General features: G+C 58.2%; 17 protein-coding genes. 4 read left to right on the forward strand and 13 right to left on the reverse strand.

Features of this window, described 5'->3' with window-relative positions; all coding sequences use genetic code 11:
* The first annotated feature begins 1 nt into the window (after nucleotide 1).
* From GJU83_RS13270 to GJU83_RS13285, 4 genes are all read left to right on the forward strand, one after another.
* Nucleotides 2-274 (forward strand): FAD assembly factor SdhE, encoded by a 273-nt coding sequence (locus GJU83_RS13270; protein WP_069184110.1) that lies wholly within the window; start codon nucleotides 2-4, stop codon nucleotides 272-274.
* Entirely contained in the window at nucleotides 258-722 is a 465-nt protein-coding gene (locus GJU83_RS13275; RefSeq protein WP_153634530.1) for a hypothetical protein, read from the forward strand. Before GJU83_RS13270 ends, GJU83_RS13275 begins: the two co-directional genes overlap by 17 nt.
* A gap of 21 nt (nucleotides 723-743) precedes the next feature.
* The gene (gene ygfZ, locus GJU83_RS13280) at nucleotides 744-1739 is read left to right on the forward strand and encodes a CAF17-like 4Fe-4S cluster assembly/insertion protein YgfZ (RefSeq protein WP_153634531.1); all 996 of its coding nucleotides are present in this window, start codon (nucleotides 744-746) and stop codon (nucleotides 1737-1739) included.
* 125 nt (nucleotides 1740-1864) lie between these two features.
* Nucleotides 1865-2698: an HDOD domain-containing protein gene (locus tag GJU83_RS13285; RefSeq protein ID WP_069184107.1), complete on the forward strand. Its 834-nt coding sequence runs from the start codon at nucleotides 1865-1867 to the stop codon at nucleotides 2696-2698.
* Between the two features lie 166 nt (nucleotides 2699-2864).
* Here the strand turns inward: GJU83_RS13285 and ung are convergent, their stop codons facing one another.
* The 13 genes from ung to ffh form a co-directional block, all read right to left on the reverse strand.
* Nucleotides 2865-3599, reverse strand: a complete 735-nt coding sequence (ung, locus tag GJU83_RS13290; RefSeq protein WP_153634532.1) for a uracil-DNA glycosylase — start codon at nucleotides 3597-3599, stop codon at nucleotides 2865-2867.
* 3 nt (nucleotides 3600-3602) lie between these two features.
* On the reverse strand, nucleotides 3603-5138 hold the full coding sequence (gene lysS / locus GJU83_RS13295; RefSeq protein WP_153634533.1) for a lysine--tRNA ligase: 1536 nt from the start codon (nucleotides 5136-5138) through the stop codon (nucleotides 3603-3605).
* A gap of 51 nt (nucleotides 5139-5189) precedes the next feature.
* A protein-coding gene (prfB, locus tag GJU83_RS13300) for a peptide chain release factor 2 (protein ID WP_099045589.1) occupies nucleotides 5190-6285 on the reverse strand; the annotation gives its coding sequence in 2 pieces (ribosomal slippage) (nucleotides 5190-6212 and nucleotides 6214-6285; 1095 coding nt in all).
* A gap of 120 nt (nucleotides 6286-6405) precedes the next feature.
* A complete protein-coding gene (gene recJ / locus GJU83_RS13305; RefSeq protein WP_069184104.1) occupies nucleotides 6406-8139 on the reverse strand; it encodes a single-stranded-DNA-specific exonuclease RecJ in 1734 nt (577 codons plus the stop codon).
* Nucleotides 8140-8145: 6 nt separating this feature from the next.
* Nucleotides 8146-9546, reverse strand: coding sequence for a threonine synthase (gene thrC / locus GJU83_RS13310; protein WP_153634534.1), 1401 nt, complete (start codon nucleotides 9544-9546; stop codon nucleotides 8146-8148).
* 11 nt (nucleotides 9547-9557) lie between these two features.
* Nucleotides 9558-10859 carry a homoserine dehydrogenase gene (locus GJU83_RS13315; RefSeq protein WP_136629332.1) on the reverse strand — a complete coding sequence of 434 codons (1302 nt, stop codon included), beginning with the start codon at nucleotides 10857-10859 and terminating at the stop codon, nucleotides 9558-9560.
* A 145-nt stretch (nucleotides 10860-11004) separates the two neighbouring features.
* On the reverse strand, nucleotides 11005-11736 hold the full coding sequence (locus tag GJU83_RS13320) for a DsbC family protein (protein WP_153634535.1): 732 nt from the start codon (nucleotides 11734-11736) through the stop codon (nucleotides 11005-11007).
* Nucleotides 11737-11865: 129 nt separating this feature from the next.
* Nucleotides 11866-12768, reverse strand: a complete 903-nt coding sequence (gene xerD / locus GJU83_RS13325; protein WP_069184100.1) for a site-specific tyrosine recombinase XerD — start codon at nucleotides 12766-12768, stop codon at nucleotides 11866-11868.
* Nucleotides 12769-12877: 109 nt separating this feature from the next.
* Complete coding sequence (rplS, locus tag GJU83_RS13330; RefSeq protein ID WP_048495327.1) at nucleotides 12878-13234, reverse strand: 50S ribosomal protein L19; 357 nt, start codon at nucleotides 13232-13234, stop codon at nucleotides 12878-12880.
* A 37-nt stretch (nucleotides 13235-13271) separates the two neighbouring features.
* A complete protein-coding gene (gene trmD, locus GJU83_RS13335) occupies nucleotides 13272-14018 on the reverse strand; it encodes a tRNA (guanosine(37)-N1)-methyltransferase TrmD (RefSeq protein WP_069184099.1) in 747 nt (248 codons plus the stop codon).
* A gap of 3 nt (nucleotides 14019-14021) precedes the next feature.
* A complete protein-coding gene (gene rimM / locus GJU83_RS13340; RefSeq protein WP_153634536.1) occupies nucleotides 14022-14549 on the reverse strand; it encodes a ribosome maturation factor RimM in 528 nt (175 codons plus the stop codon).
* A 27-nt stretch (nucleotides 14550-14576) separates the two neighbouring features.
* Nucleotides 14577-14816 carry a 30S ribosomal protein S16 gene (rpsP, locus tag GJU83_RS13345; protein WP_069184097.1) on the reverse strand — a complete coding sequence of 80 codons (240 nt, stop codon included), beginning with the start codon at nucleotides 14814-14816 and terminating at the stop codon, nucleotides 14577-14579.
* 163 nt (nucleotides 14817-14979) lie between these two features.
* Nucleotides 14980-16371, reverse strand: a complete 1392-nt coding sequence (gene ffh / locus GJU83_RS13350; protein ID WP_153634537.1) for a signal recognition particle protein — start codon at nucleotides 16369-16371, stop codon at nucleotides 14980-14982.
* Between the last annotated feature and the right edge of the window lie 154 nt (nucleotides 16372-16525).

Here is a 16525-nt window from a genome sequence, read left to right on the forward strand (position 1 = left end):
TATGTCAGAGACACCTGCATCGTCCGAAAAAGCAGAATTCAACCGCCTGTGGTGGCATAGCCGTCGCGGGATGCTGGAGCTGGACAACCTCCTGATTCCATTCATGGAGGAAGCCTTTCGCGATCTGGACGCCGAAGATCAGGCCCGCTACAAGAAACTGCTCGCCTGTGAGGACAGCGACATGTTCGAGTGGTTCATGCAGCGCAGCCGCCCGGCAGATCCGGACCTCCAACGCATGGTCGACATCATCCTCAAGCGTGTCCAGCCGGATTGAGCTGACGCTCACCCCCTCCCTGCTGGTTGGCGCTCTGGCAGTGCTGCCCTGGCTGTTGCTGCTGGCGTTCCTTTTCATTGCGGCGCTGGCCGGCAAGTTATGGCTACTCACTGCAGCGCCCATTGCGCTCGGCCTAGCCGCGCTGCAGTATCGGTCCAACGGTTTGCTCCGCGGAGGCGGGTCCGTCAATGGCCTTCTTGTCGAGAATGGCGAGTTGTACGTCAAGACCGGAGACAACCGGCAGGTTCAGGTGTGCCCATCGGCTTCCAGTCGTGTCTGGGCCGGACTGGCACTCTTGAAATTGCGTCCGACCGGCACCAGATTCCGGTCATACAATACGATACTGCTGGCACCGTCATCCGGCAGATCGGGCAACGTTTCGAAAGACGATTTTCGTCGCCTGCGGGTATGGCTCAGACTGGGCCGATCTGGGCAACCATCCATCTGACCCACCAATCTGGAGCACGCCATGACCGACACAGACTCTCCTGTATCAGCCGTTGCAGACTTCCCCCTACCCAATAGCGGCTGGGCGGTTCTCGACGACCGGGTGGTTGTGCGGATCAGCGGCCCGGGCACCGACAAGTTTCTCCAGGGCCAGTTCAGCCAGAACCTGGACGAGGTAACCCCGGATCGCTCCCCGCGAGCGGCAGCGGCGACGCCCAAGGGCCGCGCCTACTGCCTCACCCGCATGGTCCGGGCCGGTGACGACATCCTGATGGACTTTCCCTCCGAGCTCGCTGACGACATCATCAGCCATTTGCGCAAGTACCTGATGCTCTTTCGCGGAACCACCATGGAGCTGGTCCAGGAAACCAGCATCGTCGGGATTCTGGGCAATGAGCTGGCCGAAAAGCTCGCCGAAACTGCAATGGGCAGCCTGAGGGAACCGGGTGACTCTTGCTTACTCCGTGACGGCATCCTTGTGAAAACCCAATCAACAGCTGAAGGCACGGCCCGCTTCGAGTTCTGGCATACCCGGGGTGGCGAAATAACACTACCCGCCAGCGACCGGATGTCGGTGGAAGACTGGCAGGCATCCGAGATTGCGGCGGGTGTCGCCTCCCTCACGGCCGCCACCCAGGAATCCTTCGTGCCACAGATGCTGAACTGGCAACATGTAGGCGGGGTTCATTTCAAAAAGGGCTGCTACACGGGTCAGGAAGTGATTGCCCGCATGCATTTCCTGGGGCAATTGAAAAAAAGCCTGTTCCGGTTCCGTGCGGAAGAGGCGAAAGAGCTGCCCGCCCCCGGAAGCGCTCTGTTTGCTGGCGAACGATCCGTGGGAGAAGTCGTCAACTCGATCAGATACCGTAACGGCAGCATGGAACTGCTCGCCGTTGTGCGCCACGATGCCGCCGACACCCCCCTTCATCCGGAGGGCCTGCCGAAGGTAGTTCTGGAGCCTCTGCCGCTGCCCTACTCGGTGCCTGAAAGGGAAAAAAGCGCACAATCAGATACATAAGTTGACAGGCAAACGCGCCAGAATTTGCTATTTTGCTATGCAGTAGCTCACATATTTGATTGTTCGGACCGTGGCTCGGACATTCCGGCCACTCGTCGAACTCTTTAAGCGGACCTTTACTGACCATGTCGAATATTGTTGAAACCATCAAAGCCGATCTCAACGCAGCTATCGAAAATGACAAGCTGGTGCTGCCCACCCTTCCCGAAGTAGCTCTTCAGGTCAGAGACATTGCGCAATCCGAGGATTCTTCAATAGCGGACCTGGTGAAGGTCATCAGCAATGACACGGCCCTGTCCGCCCGTATTATCCGGGTGACCAATAGCCCGCTGTTCCGCGGCAGCCGCGCCATCGAAAATCTGAACATGGCGGTAAGCCGCCTCGGCATGGCCTATACCAGTAACCTGGCCATGGGTCTGGCCATGGAGCAGATGTTCCAGGCCACCTCCGACATGATCGACAAGCGCATGCGGGCCACCTGGCAGACCAGCACCGAAGTGGCCGGTGTCTGTCATGTTCTGGCGCAACACTACACCAAGCTCAAGCCGGACCAGGCCACCCTTGCAGGCCTGGTGCATCTGATCGGCGTGCTGCCGATTCTGCGCTATGTGGAAGACCAGGATATCCAGATCAGCAGCATCATGTTGGATAATGTGGTCGATGAGCTGCATCCGAAGATCGGGGCGACCATCCTGAAGAAGTGGGATTTCCCGCAGGAGCTTCAGAACGTTCCTCTGGAATATGCCAACTTCAACCGTGAGGTGCCGTCGGCCGACTACGCAGATCTGGTGATGGTGGCCAACCTTCAGCTGGTTGCCGGTTCAGAGCATGCGTGGAATGAAATGGACTGGACGAAGATTTCGGCCTTTGATCGTCTTGGACTGGATCCGAATATCGACATGAGCGAGGAAGAGGATCTGAACGCCCAGATGGAAGCGGCTATGGCGCTGCTTCAGTAATACCCGATACTTCTTGTGCCCCCTCGCTTTTTGGTGGCTGGCGCGGGGGCGGTGAGTCTTTCCCTCGGGAAAAGAACTCGCTGCGCTCAGACACCTTTTCCTGTCGGGAAAGACTCACCGCCCCCACACCGATCGAACCTTGGAAGGGCACTCTTTACCTGCCCTTTCAGCTCTTCTTGTATCTCTCGATCAACTCAGCTTTGCTGGGCAACGCCCAGTTAACGGTGGGCTTTCCCTGCTGTTGCAACCAGTCGTTCGCCTTTGAAAAGTGTTTGCAACCGAAGAAGCCCCGGTAAGCGCTTAGTGGCGAGGGATGGGGGCCGTCGAGGACGAGGTGTTTGGTGCGGTCGATGTGCTGGCCTTTCTTTTTGGCGTAGCTGCCCCAGAGCAGGAATACCACGCCTTCCCGTTCGCGGTTGATGGTTTCGATGACTTTGTCGGTGAAGGTTTCCCAGCCTTTGCCCTGATGGGCGCCGGCCTGGCCCTGGACGACGGTGAGGACACTGTTGAGTAGCAATACGCCCTGCTCTGCCCAGGGTTGGAGGCAGCCGTGATCGGGCGGAGCAATGCCCAGGTCGTCCTGAATTTCCTTAAAGATGTTGACCAGCGAGGGCGGGATGGCCACGTTCGGGCGCACGGAGAAGCACAGGCCGTGGGCCTGGCCGGGGCCGTGGTAGGGGTCTTGCCCGAGAATCACCACCCTTACGTTTTCCAGCGGCGTGCTGTTGAGTGCGTTGAAGCAGTGTTGGCTGGCGGGGAACAGGACTTTGCCGGCTTGCTCCTCGGCAGCCAGGAATTCCGCCAGGCCCTGCATGTAGGGCTGGCGGAATTCTTCGGAGAGATGTTCTTTCCAGCCCCGGTCGGGCCTGAGCTGACTGGCCAGTACCTCAACCGGGCTCATGGATCACTCCTCGTCTTTGCGGCTTTCAGGCTTGTGTTCTGGGCGCATGGCCGGGAACAGGATGACGTCGCGGATGGAAGCCGAGTTGGTCAGCAACATCGCCAGGCGGTCGATACCGATGCCCTCGCCGGCGGTGGGCGGCAGGCCATATTCCAGGGCCATGACGTAGTCCTCGTCGTAGAACATGGCTTCGTCATCACCGGCATCCTTTTCCGCCACCTGGGCCTGGAAGCGCTCGGCCTGGTCTTCGGCGTCGTTCAGCTCAGAGAATCCGTTGGCAATCTCGCGGCCTCCCACGAAGAACTCGAAGCGTTCGGTGACGAACGGGTTACTGTCTTTGCAGCGGGCCAGGGGCGACACTTCTTTCGGGTACTCGGTGATAAAGGTCGGTTGCATCAGGCGATGCTCCGCCGTTGCCTCGAAGATCTCGATCTGGACCTTGCCCAGACCCCAACCATCCTTGAGATGAATACCCATATCTTTTGCCACCTGACGGGCGCTGGCCTCATCTGCCAGCTGTTCTGGCTTGATGTCCGGGTTGTAGCGCAGAATGGCATCAACAACGGTAAGGCGCTCGAAGGTCTTGCCGAAGTCGTACTCGATGGTCTCTTCGCTGCCATCAGCCAGGGTGCGGGTGTTCACCACCATGGTGGTGCCCAAGACCTTCTGGGTGATGGTGCGCAGCATGTCCTCGGTCAGATCCATCAGGTCGTTGTAGTCTGCGTATGCCTGGTAAAACTCGACCATGGTAAATTCCGGATTATGACGGGTGGAAAGCCCCTCGTTTCGGAAGTTCCGGTTGATCTCGAACACCCGCTCAAAGCCGCCGACGACCAGGCGCTTCAGGAACAATTCCGGGGCAATACGCAGGTACATGTCGATGCCCAGGGCGTTATGATGGGTCACGAAGGGCCGCGCGGTGGCACCACCGGGGATCACCTGAAGCATCGGGGTTTCCACTTCCATGAACTCCCGGTCGGTGAAGTACTGGCGCATGGCGCTGATGATCTTCGAACGCGCATGGAACACCCGGCGACTGTCCTCGTTGACCATCAAATCGACGTAGCGGTGACGGTAGCGGGCTTCCGTGTCCGTCAGGCCCTTGTGCTTCTCAGGCAACGGACGCAGGGACTTGGTGAGCAGCACGTGCTCATCCATGGTTACGTACAGGTCGCCCTTGCCTGACTTGGAAAGGGTCCCACGGACGCCCACGATGTCCCCCAGATCCCAGTGCTTGGTGTCTTTCTGGACATCCTTGGAAGCATAGATCTGGATCCGGCCAGTCATGTCCTGAACCACCTTGAATGCCTTGCGATCCAGCATCATGCGGCCGGCAATGGCCACCTTGATACCCAGGGACTCCAGCTCTTCCTTGGTTGTCTCGCCGTATTTTGCCTGCAGTTCGGCGGCGGTGGCGTCACGACGGAAGTCGTTCGGGAAGGCGTTGCCCTGGTCGCGCATCTCTGACAGTTTGGCGCGGCGCTCGGCAATCAGCTTGTTGTCCTCATGCTGTGCGGCATTCTGAGTTTGATCAGTCATTTTGGCTCACTAGGAATCGGGTTGTCCGGGTTAGCGTGGCAAAGGCGCTGGTTACAGCGCCATCTTCAGGCTGGCTTCGATGAACTTGTCAATGTCACCGTCCAGCACCGACTGGGTATTACTGGTTTCAACCTTGGTACGCAGGTCCTTGATACGGCTGTCATCCAGAACGTAGGAACGGATCTGGCTGCCCCAACCGATATCGGCCTTGGCGTCCTCGGCCTTCTGCTTCTCGGCGTTACGCTCCTGCATCTCGCGCTCAAACAGCTTGGCCTTCAGCTGCTTCATGGCCTGGTCCTTGTTCTGGTGCTGGCTTCGGCCAGCCTGACAGGCCACAACAATACCGGTGGGATTGTGGGTCAGACGCACCGCCGACTCGGTCCGGTTAACGTGCTGACCACCAGCGCCGGAGGCACGATAGACATCCACCCGCAAATCCGCCGGATTGATCTCGATCTCGAAGCTGTCATCTACTTCCGGCGATACAAACACGGAAGAGAACGAAGTGTGCCTACGGTTGCCGGAATCAAACGGTGATTTACGCACCAGCCGGTGTACGCCGGTTTCGGTACGCAGCCAGCCATAGGCATAGTCGCCCTGGATGTGAATGGTGGCGCTCTTGATGCCCGCCACTTCACCTTCCATCAGCTCGACAATCTCGGCCTTGAAGCCACGGCGCTCAGCCCAGCGCAGGTACATACGCAACAGCATATTGGCCCAGTCCTGGGCTTCGGTGCCACCGGAACCAGCCTGGATATCGAGGTAGGCGTTGTTGGCATCCATTTCGCCGGAGAACATGCGGCGGAATTCGAGCTTTTCGAGCTCTTTATCAAGGCCCTCAAGATCGGACTCGATCTCGGCAACGGTGCCTTCGTCCTCTTCTTCTGCGGCAATATCCAGCAGGCCTTCGGCGTCTTCCAGGCCGGAGGTGAGGTTATCGATGGTCTTGACGATCAGCTCAAGATCCGCACGCTCTTTGCCCAGCGCCTGCGCCCGCTCGGGGTCGTCCCAGACGCTTGGCTGCTCCAGTTCGCGCTCAACTTCGATCAGTCGCTCACTACGCTGATCGTAGTCAAAGATACCCCCTGAGCGCTTCAGTGCGCTCACGAAGCTCTTTGATCTTCGTCACAATGGGATTAATTTCCATGAAACCCTTACTCGCTCTTGAAAATGGAGAGTAAAAACAGAGGGCGGAGTTTACCGGAAATCAGTTCGTAAATCAGCCGTGGTTGACCGCTACTTCAGAGTAAGCGGGAGGCAGGCTTGATCAGGATAGCGGCTCGAGATAATCGACCAAAAGCTGAAGATTGGTCCGCCCCCGAAAGGTATTGGCATCCGGCTTATACACCACCCGGGCACCGGTTCGGGTGTAATCCGGCACTTCCGGCCCGGTATTGAAGGCAATGCCGTCAATGATCCCGCCGCCCTCAACCGGTTGCAGAACCAGCTTCAGATGGTTTTCACCGACGATTCTCTGGCTCACCACCCGAAACTCGCCGTCGAACAGCGGCTCCGGGAAATGCTGCCCCCAGGGGCCGGCCCGCTTGAGCAGTGCGGCGGTGTCCAGGGAAAGCTCTTCGAGGGCCAGAGGCCCATCGGTTGTGATGGCAGCCTCCAGGTCTTCGGCGGAGGCGCTGTCTCGCACGGCCCGATCGAAGGCTTCCGAGAAGGCATCCAGATCCGCTTTGGCCAGGGTCATGCCGGCGGCCATGGCGTGGCCGCCAAACTTCTTCAGCATACCGGGATGGCGGGAGTCGACCACGGCGAGCACATCACGGATATGCAGCCCGGGAATCGACCGGGCGGAGCCCTTGATATCCTCGCCGTTGTCATCCGGCGCGAAGGCAATGGTGGGCCGGTGGGTCTGCTCTCGAATACGTGCCGCGAGGATGCCGATGACACCCTGGTGCCAGTCGGGATCGAACAGGGCCAGGCCCCACGGCAGACCTTCAAGATCCAGGGACATGGAAGCAAGCAGACCCTGAGCCTGGGCTTTCATATCCTTCTCGATGGTGCGGCGCTCCCTATTGAAGGTATCCAGCTCCCGGGCCAGGCGCCTTGCTTCGTCCTGGCTGTCGGCGAGAAGGCAGGCAATGCCGATGCTCATATCATCCAGCCGCCCGGCGGCATTCAACCGGGGGCCGACCACAAACCCAAGATCGGTAGAACTGATTGCAGTATGATCGCGGCCGGCGACTTCAAGCAACGCAAGGATACCGGGCCGGGCCTCACCCTGCCTTATCCGGCGCAAGCCCTGCTCTACGAAAATCCGGTTGTTATGATCCAGGGGTACGACATCGGCGACTGTACCCAGCGCCACCAGGTCCAGAAGGCTCCCCAGATTGGGTTCAGGATCCGGGAGTTGATTGCTTTCCCGAAGCCGCTTGCGCAGTGCCGTGAGCACGTAAAACATGACACCAACACCGGCGGCGTTCTTGCTCAGGAAGGGACAACCCGGCTGATTGGGATTGACGATGGCATCGGCGTCCGGGAGCTCATCACCGGCCAGATGGTGATCCGTCACCACGACTTTCACCCCGAGCTCTTTGGCCGCTCTGACACCTTCAACGGCGGATATACCGTTATCAACGGTGACCATCAGGTCGGGAAGCTCACCCTCATCGCGCAGCCGCTCAATAATGCCTGGCGTCAGGCCATAGCCGTCGGCAAAACGGCTGGGCACCCGAAAATCAATGCTCTGCAAACCGAGCATTGAAAGGCCAAGCATGGCTACGGCGGTGCTAGTGGCGCCATCGGCATCGAAATCGCCGAGCACCAGAACCCGCTGTTGCTGCTGGATCGCTTCCGACAGCAGCTCAACTGCCCGGTCGATACCTCTCAGTGACAGGGGAGATGCAAGATGTCTGAGGGTGTAACTCAGCTGCTCATCAGAGGTTACGCCACGGGCGGCGTAGAGACGGCGAAGCAACGGAGGCAGGTTTTGCCCCCAGTCCGGGACTATCTCCGGCTGGGGGCGACGCAGGATCTTTTTTGGTGTCATACCCGATCAGGCGTTTTTCCAGTGCTTGGCAATAAACTCCTGAACCCCGGAGATGTCGTTATCCAGCACCGTGTAGCGCTCTTCCCGTTCGAACAGGTCAGCCATGTGAGTTGGCAGAGGCGGCTCCACAGTCAAGCCGGACTCGGCTACTGCATCCGGGAACTTGGCCGGGTGCGCAGTACCCAGGGTGATCATCGGTACCGCCGGATCTCGGCGGCAATTGCGCGCAGCGCGCACCCCGATGGCGGTGTGGGGATCCAGCAGATACTCGTTCTGCTCGTAGATCTCGCGGATGGTGTCACAGGTCTTCTTGTCGTCCACCGCGTCGCTGTCGAACAGCTTTCGGGCGTGTTTCCAGCGGTAATCTTCAATGCTGACCGGGCCTTTGGCTGCATTTTCCAGCAGGGTCTTCACAGCCAGCCCATCGCGACCATGCAGATCAAACAGCAGACGCTCGAAGTTGCTGGACACCATGATATCCATGCTGGGTGACAACGTGTGCTCGAGCTGATGCTGCTCGTATTTGTTGCCGCTCATGAAGCGGTGCAGGATGTCGTTGCGGTTGGTGGCAATCACCAGCTGTGAGATCGGCAGCCCCATCTTCTTCGCCAGATAGCCGGCAAAGATGTCCCCGAAGTTTCCAGTTGGAACGGAGAACGCCATGCTGCGATCCGGCCCACCCAGGGCGAGGGACGCATGGAAGTAGTAAACAATCTGGGCCATGATCCGGGCCCAGTTGATGGAGTTCACGGCGGCCAGCTGGGTTTTTCCGCCCAGGAACGACTGGTTGCCGAAACTTTCTTTTACCATGCGCTGGCAGTCATCGAAGTTGCCACGCACCGCAATGTTGTGGATGTTGTCACCCTGAACGGTGGTCATCTGGCGGCGTTGGACTTCAGATACGCGCTGGTGCGGATGCAGGATGAAAATATCCACATGCTCGCACCGGCGGCAACCTTCGATTGCAGCGGAGCCGGTGTCACCGGAAGTCGCCCCCATGATCACCACGTGCTGCTTGCGCTTTTCCAACACGTAGTCCAGCAGGCGGCCGAGCAGCTGCAGTGCAAAGTCCTTGAACGCCAGGGTCGGGCCGCGGAAAAGCTCCATCACCCACTCGTTGGTATCCAGCTGAACCAGCGGAGCGACTGCCTTATGGGCAAAGACCGAATAGGTCTCATCCAGCATCTTGCGGAAGTCGTCTGCCGGGATGGCGTCGTCCACGAACGGATGCATGACCTTGAAGGCCAGCTCACTGTATGGGAGCCCACGCCAGCTACGGATTTCCTCCAGACTGAAATGCGGCAGGGATTCGGGAACGTAAAGCCCGCCATCGGTGGCAAGGCCCGTCAGCAATACGTCTTCAAAACCCAGTGCGGGCGCTTCACCCCGCGTACTGATGTATCTCACGTTCGTACCTGTCAGTTGAAGTTTTCTGCGCGGATGCGGACAACCTGGCCGTCGGTATCGGACAGGGCTTCCAGCTCTTCAATCGCACGGTTGATCTGCCGTTCCTGAACGGTGTGGGTCAGGATGATCACCGGAATCCGACCGTCTTTCAGTTCGGATTCCTTCTGCATGATCGACTCGATATTGATGCCGTGCTCGCTCAGGATGGAGGCAATCTTGGCCAGCACACCCGGACGATCAAGAGCGGTAATTCGCAGGTAGTACGCCGACTGGATGTCCTCCATAGAGAGCACGTCCAGCTCTTCCATGGCCTCCGGTGAGAACCCAAGGTATGGCACCCGCAGGTTGCTTTCTGTTGCTACGGCACGGGCGACATCAACGATATCTGCGATAACCGCAGAGGCAGTGGCCTCATCACCGGCGCCAGGGCCGTAATACATGGTCTGGCCAACGGCATCGCCGTCTACCAGGACTGCATTGAGCACGCCGTCAACCTGGGCGATCAGGTGGCTCTGGGGCACCAGGGTCGGATGAACCCGAAGCTCAATACCATCATCACGACGGCGGGCGATACCGAGGTGCTTGATGCGATAACCCAATAGTTCGGCATGGGCAATATCGTAAGGGGTAATCTTGGAGATCCCTTCGGTAAAGCCCTTCTCGAATTGCAGGGGCACACCGAAACCGGCGGATGCCAGAATGGTCAGTTTGTGGGCGGCGTCGATCCCCTCAACATCAAAGGTCGGATCCGCTTCCGCATAACCCAGGTCCTGGGCTTCCTTGAGAACCTCGGAAAATTCCCGACCGGCACGCATTTCCGTCAGAATGTAGTTACCGGTACCGTTGATAATGCCGGCAATCCAGTCAATGCGGTTCGCCGCCATGCCTTCACGTACGGCCTTGATGACCGGAATGCCCCCGGCAACACCTGCCTCGTACGCCACCACAACGCCAGCTTTCTCGGCCGCTTCAAAGATTTCATTGCCGTGGACGGCGATCAGGGCCTTGTTGGCAGTCACCACGTGCTTGCCATTGCGGATGGCCGCGAGTACCAGCTCCCGCGCGGCGTCATAGCCACCGATCAGCTCGACCACGATATCGACACCGGGATCGTTCACCACGTCATAAATGTCGGTGCTGAAAGGCACGTCCCCGAGGTCCATATCCTCGCGGGCCCGTCGACTGGCAATCCGGGTGATCCGGATATTGCACCCGGCCCGGCCGGCAATCAGCCTGGCGTTGCGGGTCAAGACATTAAAGGTACCGCCGCCGACGGTTCCCAATCCGCAGATTCCGACACTGACGTCTTTCAAACTCTCACCTCTGATCCCGAAGGGGTGCTGATGAATTATATTAGGCGGGCATAGTATACCGATTCAGGCCCCACTGAATAAGCCCCGAATCGGATCCAGAGAAAATACCCTGTGACGCAGCCCGGACAATGGATCCGGAAGGTTGTCAGAGCAAGCCCAGTCCTTCAGCCAATCGCTGCGCCGGAACATAGCCCCGCACCATGTTGCCGTCTTCCAGTACAATGGCAGGCGTACCGGTTACGCCAACTCGACCACCCAGCTCAAACTGCTCACGAACGGGGTTTTCACAGCTTACATCGGCCACCTGTTGACCAGCCTTGGCTGCGTTCATGGCAGCCTGCTGATCATCAGCACACCAGACCGACTCGTACTTCCTGAAAGACGCAGTGTTGGGACCGGACCGGGGAAACCCATAGTAATTGACGGTAATGCCGTAATCGTTCAGCTGAGGCACCTCGTCATGCAGCTTCCTGCAGTAGGGGCAGTCGATGTCGGTGAACACACTCACGACGGCTTTTTCGTTCTTGGCGGGGAAGCTGATGACTCCCTTATCACCAAAGTCCGCCATCATTTCGCGACGGGCCTCAGTGCGAGCTGCCTCGGTGACATTGGCAATGCCCTGCTCGGTGATCTTCAGAAGATCCCCCGTCATCAGATACTGGCCATCCTCGGTCGCGTATATCGTGTCGCCATTGTTGCTCTGAACCTCATAGAGCCCCTTTGCCTCGGACTCTTTCACCGACATCACCTGAAGGCCCGGGACGGCCTGGGTCAGGCGCTCGGAAATCCGGTCTTCGACTTCACCGGCACTGACATTCGCCATACCAAGTAAGCCGAAACTGAAGGTAAGCGCCACGACCGCATGTTTAATATTCATTCTGACAAACAACCTTTTTCAGAGATCAGTTAAAGAACCCGGGCAGTATTGGCACAGGCCGGGAATCAATTCAATGCGACAAGCTCATAAAAGGAAAGTTCACCTCCGGCAGCGCAACCAGTCGGCCTGTCACCCCCTGGGATGATGAGCCTGATGCAGCGACTGAAGCCGCTGACGAGCCACATGGGTATAGATCTGGGTCGTTGACAGGTCCGAGTGCCCAAGAAGCATCTGGACAACCCGCAGATCCGCGCCATGATTGAGCAGATGCGTGGCAAAGGCATGCCTGAGCGTGTGGGGGGACAGATGCTTGCGAATACCAACCCGCACGGCGTAATGCTTGATGCGGTGCCAGAATGTCTGGCGGGTCATCGCCGCCGCCCGATTGCCGGGAAACAGCGCATCACAGGAGCGGCCTTTCAGAAGCTCCGGGCGGGCACTCTTCATGTACTTCAGCAGCCAGTCCACCGCCTCCTCTCCCAGGGGCACAAGTCGCTCCTTGTCACCCTTGCCGGTGATCCGAATGACGCCCTGGCGCAGGTTTACCTGATCAACCCGCAACTCTGTCAGCTCGGAGACCCTCAGACCACAACCATAAAGTATCTCGAGCATGGCTTTGTCCCGAAGTTCGATGGCAATATTCGGGTCCGGTTCGGAAAGCAGTGCATCCACCTCTTCCTCAGTCAGAGAATCCGGAAGACGTCGGGGTAACCTCGGGCTGTCGATCCTGAGGGTCGGATCTTCAGCGATCAGCCCTTCGCGCAGCAGAAAGCGGTAAAAGCGCCGCAGCCCGGACAGCCGCCGGGCTGCTGTGGAGCTCTTGACTCCTTCGGCCAACCCCCGCGACATCCAGGCCAGAAGGTCGGTTCGGCGAACATCCGCCAGCGAGGGCTTACCGGGCTGGCTTTCCAGCCATTCCGCCAATCGCGACAAATCACTTCGGTAGGCCTGCCGCGTCTTTTCGCCAAGCCCATCCTCCAGCCAGATGGCATCAACGAACCGCACAATCAGTGATTCATCTTCCGCTTTCATGGCAAGCTCCCGGACTTCGAACGGTCTATGGCAAGGATAGCGGAACCCCAGACACAAAAAAGGCAGCCCTTGGCTGCCTTTTTCTGCCTGCGATTCAGCGCCTTGCTGATCAGCCCAGCTTTTCCTTGATGCGAGCCGCCTTACCGGACAGGTCGCGCAGGTAGTAGAGCTTGGCCTGGCGAACATCGCCACGACGCTTCACGCTGATGCTGTCGATCAGCTTGGAGAAGCTCTGGAAGGTACGCTCAACACCAACACCGTAAGAGATCTTACGCACGGTGAAGGAGGAATTCATGCCGCGGTTACGCTTGCCGATGACAACACCCTCGAACGCCTGCAGACGCTCACGGTTACCCTCGGTTACGCGAACCTGAACGACCACGGTGTCGCCCGGCGCAAACGCAGGGATTTCCTTGGTCATCTGTTCTGCTTCAAGTTGACTGATGATGTTGTTCTTGCCGCTCATCGTAATGCTCCTGATACCCAATCTGTTAATGCCCTGATCATTCAGAGGCACCCGGTTCGTTCAAAATCTCTTCCAGCAGCTCACGCTCTTCGTCCGTAAACACCCGCCTTTCCAGCAGGTCGGGGCGTCGCTCCCGGGTTCGCCTCAGCGACTGTTTCAGCCGCCAACGCCGGATCTGATCATGGTGACCGCCCAATAAAACATCCGGCACCGCCTGACCTTCGTAAACTTCGGGCCGGGTGTAGTGCGGACAATCCAGCAAACCGTCGGCGAAAGAATCCTGCTCTGCCGACTGCGCATGACCCAGCGCTCCGGGGATGAGGCGTGTAACCGCATCAATGACAGCCATGGCTGCCAATTCGCCACCGGAAAGCACAAAATCACCCAGTGACACTTCCCGATCGACTTCCGTCGCTATCAGGCGCTCATCAACACCCTCGTACCGGCCCGCCACCAGAATCAGTTGCTGCTCAGCAGCCAGCGACTCCACAACAGACTGATCCAGAGTCTCGCCCTGGGGCGAGAGATAAACCACACAGGGTTTGCCGGGTGCTGCTTCCCGCGCCGCACGGATCGCGTCCCGGAGCGGCTGAATTTTCATCAGCATGCCAGGGCCGCCCCCATAGGGCCTGTCGTCTACCGTGCGATGCCGATCATGGGTGAATTCACGGGGATTCCAGCTTTGGAAGGTCAGAAGACCATCCCGGACTGCCCTTCCCGTGATCCCGTAATCCGTTACCGCACCGAACATTTCCGGGAACAGACTGACTGCGCCAATCCACACCCGTCAGAACTCCGGATCCCAGTCCACCACCATGCGCTTTGAATCCAGATCAACATTCTGGACAACTTCGCCCGGCAGATACGGAATCAGACGCTCACGTTGATCGATGGAACCTGCCGTAGCTTGTACCACCAGAACATCGTTGGACCCGGTTTCCATGAGATGGTGCACTTTACCAAGGCACTCATCATCGACCGTATACACATCAAGGCCCTCCAACTGAAACCAGTAAAACTCGCCTTCAGGGAGTTCCGGCAACTCAGCTGTCGAGACACTGACCTCGGCACCGCAGTATGTGCGAGCCAGATCACGGTCATTGATACCTTTAAGCCTGACGACGATCCCCTGCCCCTGGCGGCGGCCCTCCTCAAGCTTGGCAGGAATACGTTTGCCATCCAGATCGAGCGTCCACTCGGGATAGTTCAGTATTCCTTCCTTGGGGTCAGTGTAAGAGAAGACTTTAAGCCACCCCTTGACCCCAAACACCGAGGTAATCCGGCCGATCACAGTTTCCTGCGAATTCTGTGTCATGCCATAAACCCCGGCGTCAGTGCTGTCTTACTCAGCAGCCTTCAACAGCTGTGCAACGCGCTCACTGGTCTGTGCGCCCTGACCGAGCCAAAATTCAACACGGTCACGATCAACACGCAGGCGCTCTTCCTGGCCGCGGGCGACCGGGTTAAAGAAGCCAACGCGCTCAATGAAACGACCGTCGCGGGACTTGCGGCTGTCGGTGACTGTCAGATGGTAGAACGGGCGCTTCTTGGAGCCACCACGAGCCAAACGGATTGTTACCATTTAACCAATATCCTGTTCTGTTGTACGAACTTTGTACGATTCACGTCTGCTGAAGACCAGCTGACGCGAAGACCCATACTCGAAAGGGGCGCTATTCTATGCTAAAAAAGCGCCAAAGAAAACAGCAAAACCGGTTGTTTCCCCGTTTTCCATGTAAGGCTTTTTACATACGGCCAAACGGAGGCATACCGCCGCCTCCACCGCCGCCCGGGGGCATCATGCCACCCATGCCGCGCATCATATTCGCCATGCCGCCCTTCTTGCCAAACTTTTTCATCATCTTCTGCATTTGCTTATGCTGTTTAAGAAGACGATTCACATCCTGGATCTGGGTTCCGGACCCGGTGGCAATCCGACGCTTGCGGGAATTGTTGATCACATCCGGATAACGGCGCTCTTTAGGTGTCATCGAACAGATGATGGCTTCCATCTGCCCCATGGACTTGTCATTCACCTGTTGTTGCGCCATCTGAGCCATCTGCCCCATGCCCGGCAGCTTGTCGAGCAGACCACCGATGCCACCCATATTCTTCATCTGCTGAAGCTGATCGCGAAAATCCTCCAGATCAAAACTCTTGCCCTTCTTGATTTTCTTGGTGAGCTTCTGGGCCTTTTTCTGGTCGAGCTTGCGCTCCGCCTCTTCGATCAGCGAAAGCACGTCGCCCATACCAAGGATCCGGGACGCGACACGATCCGGGTAGAACGGCTCAAGGGCGTCGGACTTTTCACCGACACCCAGGAACTTGATTGGCTTTCCGGTGATGTGGCGAACAGACAGGGCGGCGCCGCCACGGGCATCGCCATCGGTTTTGGTTAGCACCACACCCGTCAGCGGCAGAGCATCATTAAATGCCTTGGCGGTGTTGGCCGCATCCTGGCCGGTCATGGCGTCAACCACAAACAGGGTCTCAACCGGGTTGACCGCCCTATGCAACCTGCCGATTTCGCCCATCATCTGTTCATCGACATGCAGCCGACCGGCGGTATCAAGAATCACCACATCAATGTGCTTTTTCCTGGCCGCTGCGATGGCGCCCTCGGCAATATCCACGGGGTCCTGATCCGCACTGCTCGGGAAAAAATCTACACCAACATCGCCAGCAAGAGTTTCAAGCTGGCGGATCGCGGCAGGACGATATACGTCTGCACTGACCACAAGCACGGATTTCTTCTGTCGCTCCTTGAGGAAACGGGACAGCTTGGCGACGGTCGTGGTTTTACCTGCACCCTGGAGACCGGCCATCATGACCACCGCCGGCGGCTGGACATTCAGGTTGAGGGACTCGTTGCCCTCGCCCATTACCCGCTCCAGCTCCTGCTGGACTACTTTCACAAAGACCTGGCCTGGCGTCAGACTGCGCTGAACCTCCTGACCAATAGCACGCTTGCGGACGCCCTCGACAAAGTCCTTCACAACTGGCAGGGCGACGTCCGCCTCCAGCAGCGCCATCCGCACTTCCCGAAGGGTGTCCTTTATATTGTCATCAGTGAGGCGCGCCTGGCCGGAAATCTTGCGCAGACTGCCGGAAAGTCGGTCTTGGAGGTTCTCAAACATGTTGCTCTTCCGTACCTCGGATAAATTGAGTGCGTGAATCGGCAGAGCCGGCGACGACTCCTTGATTCCAGTTGCATAATCGCGACATTATAACCAGACTATCGCCCTGAAACGACCAGCCCGGTCAAATCGGCCGAAACCTGCGCCGATCCCC

The sequence above is a fragment of the Marinobacter salsuginis genome, from assembly GCF_009617755.1.
Lineage (GTDB): Bacteria > Pseudomonadota > Gammaproteobacteria > Pseudomonadales > Oleiphilaceae > Marinobacter > Marinobacter salsuginis.

Coding starts and splice junctions, on each gene's coding strand:
- rpsP (WP_069184097.1), bottom strand. CDS start 14,816: ATGGTAACAATCCGTTTGGCTCGTGGTGGCTCCAAGAAGCGCCCGTTC.
- recJ (WP_069184104.1), bottom strand. CDS start 8,139: ATGACACCAAAAAAGATCCTGCGTCGCCCCCAGCCGGAGATAGTCCCG.
- ygfZ (WP_153634531.1), top strand. CDS start 744: ATGACCGACACAGACTCTCCTGTATCAGCCGTTGCAGACTTCCCCCTA.
- ffh (WP_153634537.1), bottom strand. CDS start 16,371: ATGTTTGAGAACCTCCAAGACCGACTTTCCGGCAGTCTGCGCAAGATT.
- lysS (WP_153634533.1), bottom strand. CDS start 5,138: ATGACTGATCAAACTCAGAATGCCGCACAGCATGAGGACAACAAGCTG.
- rimM (WP_153634536.1), bottom strand. CDS start 14,549: ATGACACAGAATTCGCAGGAAACTGTGATCGGCCGGATTACCTCGGTG.
- rplS (WP_048495327.1), bottom strand. CDS start 13,234: ATGAGCGGCAAGAACAACATCATCAGTCAACTTGAAGCAGAACAGATG.
- GJU83_RS13270 (WP_069184110.1), top strand. CDS start 2: ATGTCAGAGACACCTGCATCGTCCGAAAAAGCAGAATTCAACCGCCTG.
- xerD (WP_069184100.1), bottom strand. CDS start 12,768: ATGAAAGCGGAAGATGAATCACTGATTGTGCGGTTCGTTGATGCCATC.
- GJU83_RS13285 (WP_069184107.1), top strand. CDS start 1,865: ATGTCGAATATTGTTGAAACCATCAAAGCCGATCTCAACGCAGCTATC.
- GJU83_RS13320 (WP_153634535.1), bottom strand. CDS start 11,736: ATGAATATTAAACATGCGGTCGTGGCGCTTACCTTCAGTTTCGGCTTA.
- ung (WP_153634532.1), bottom strand. CDS start 3,599: ATGAGCCCGGTTGAGGTACTGGCCAGTCAGCTCAGGCCCGACCGGGGC.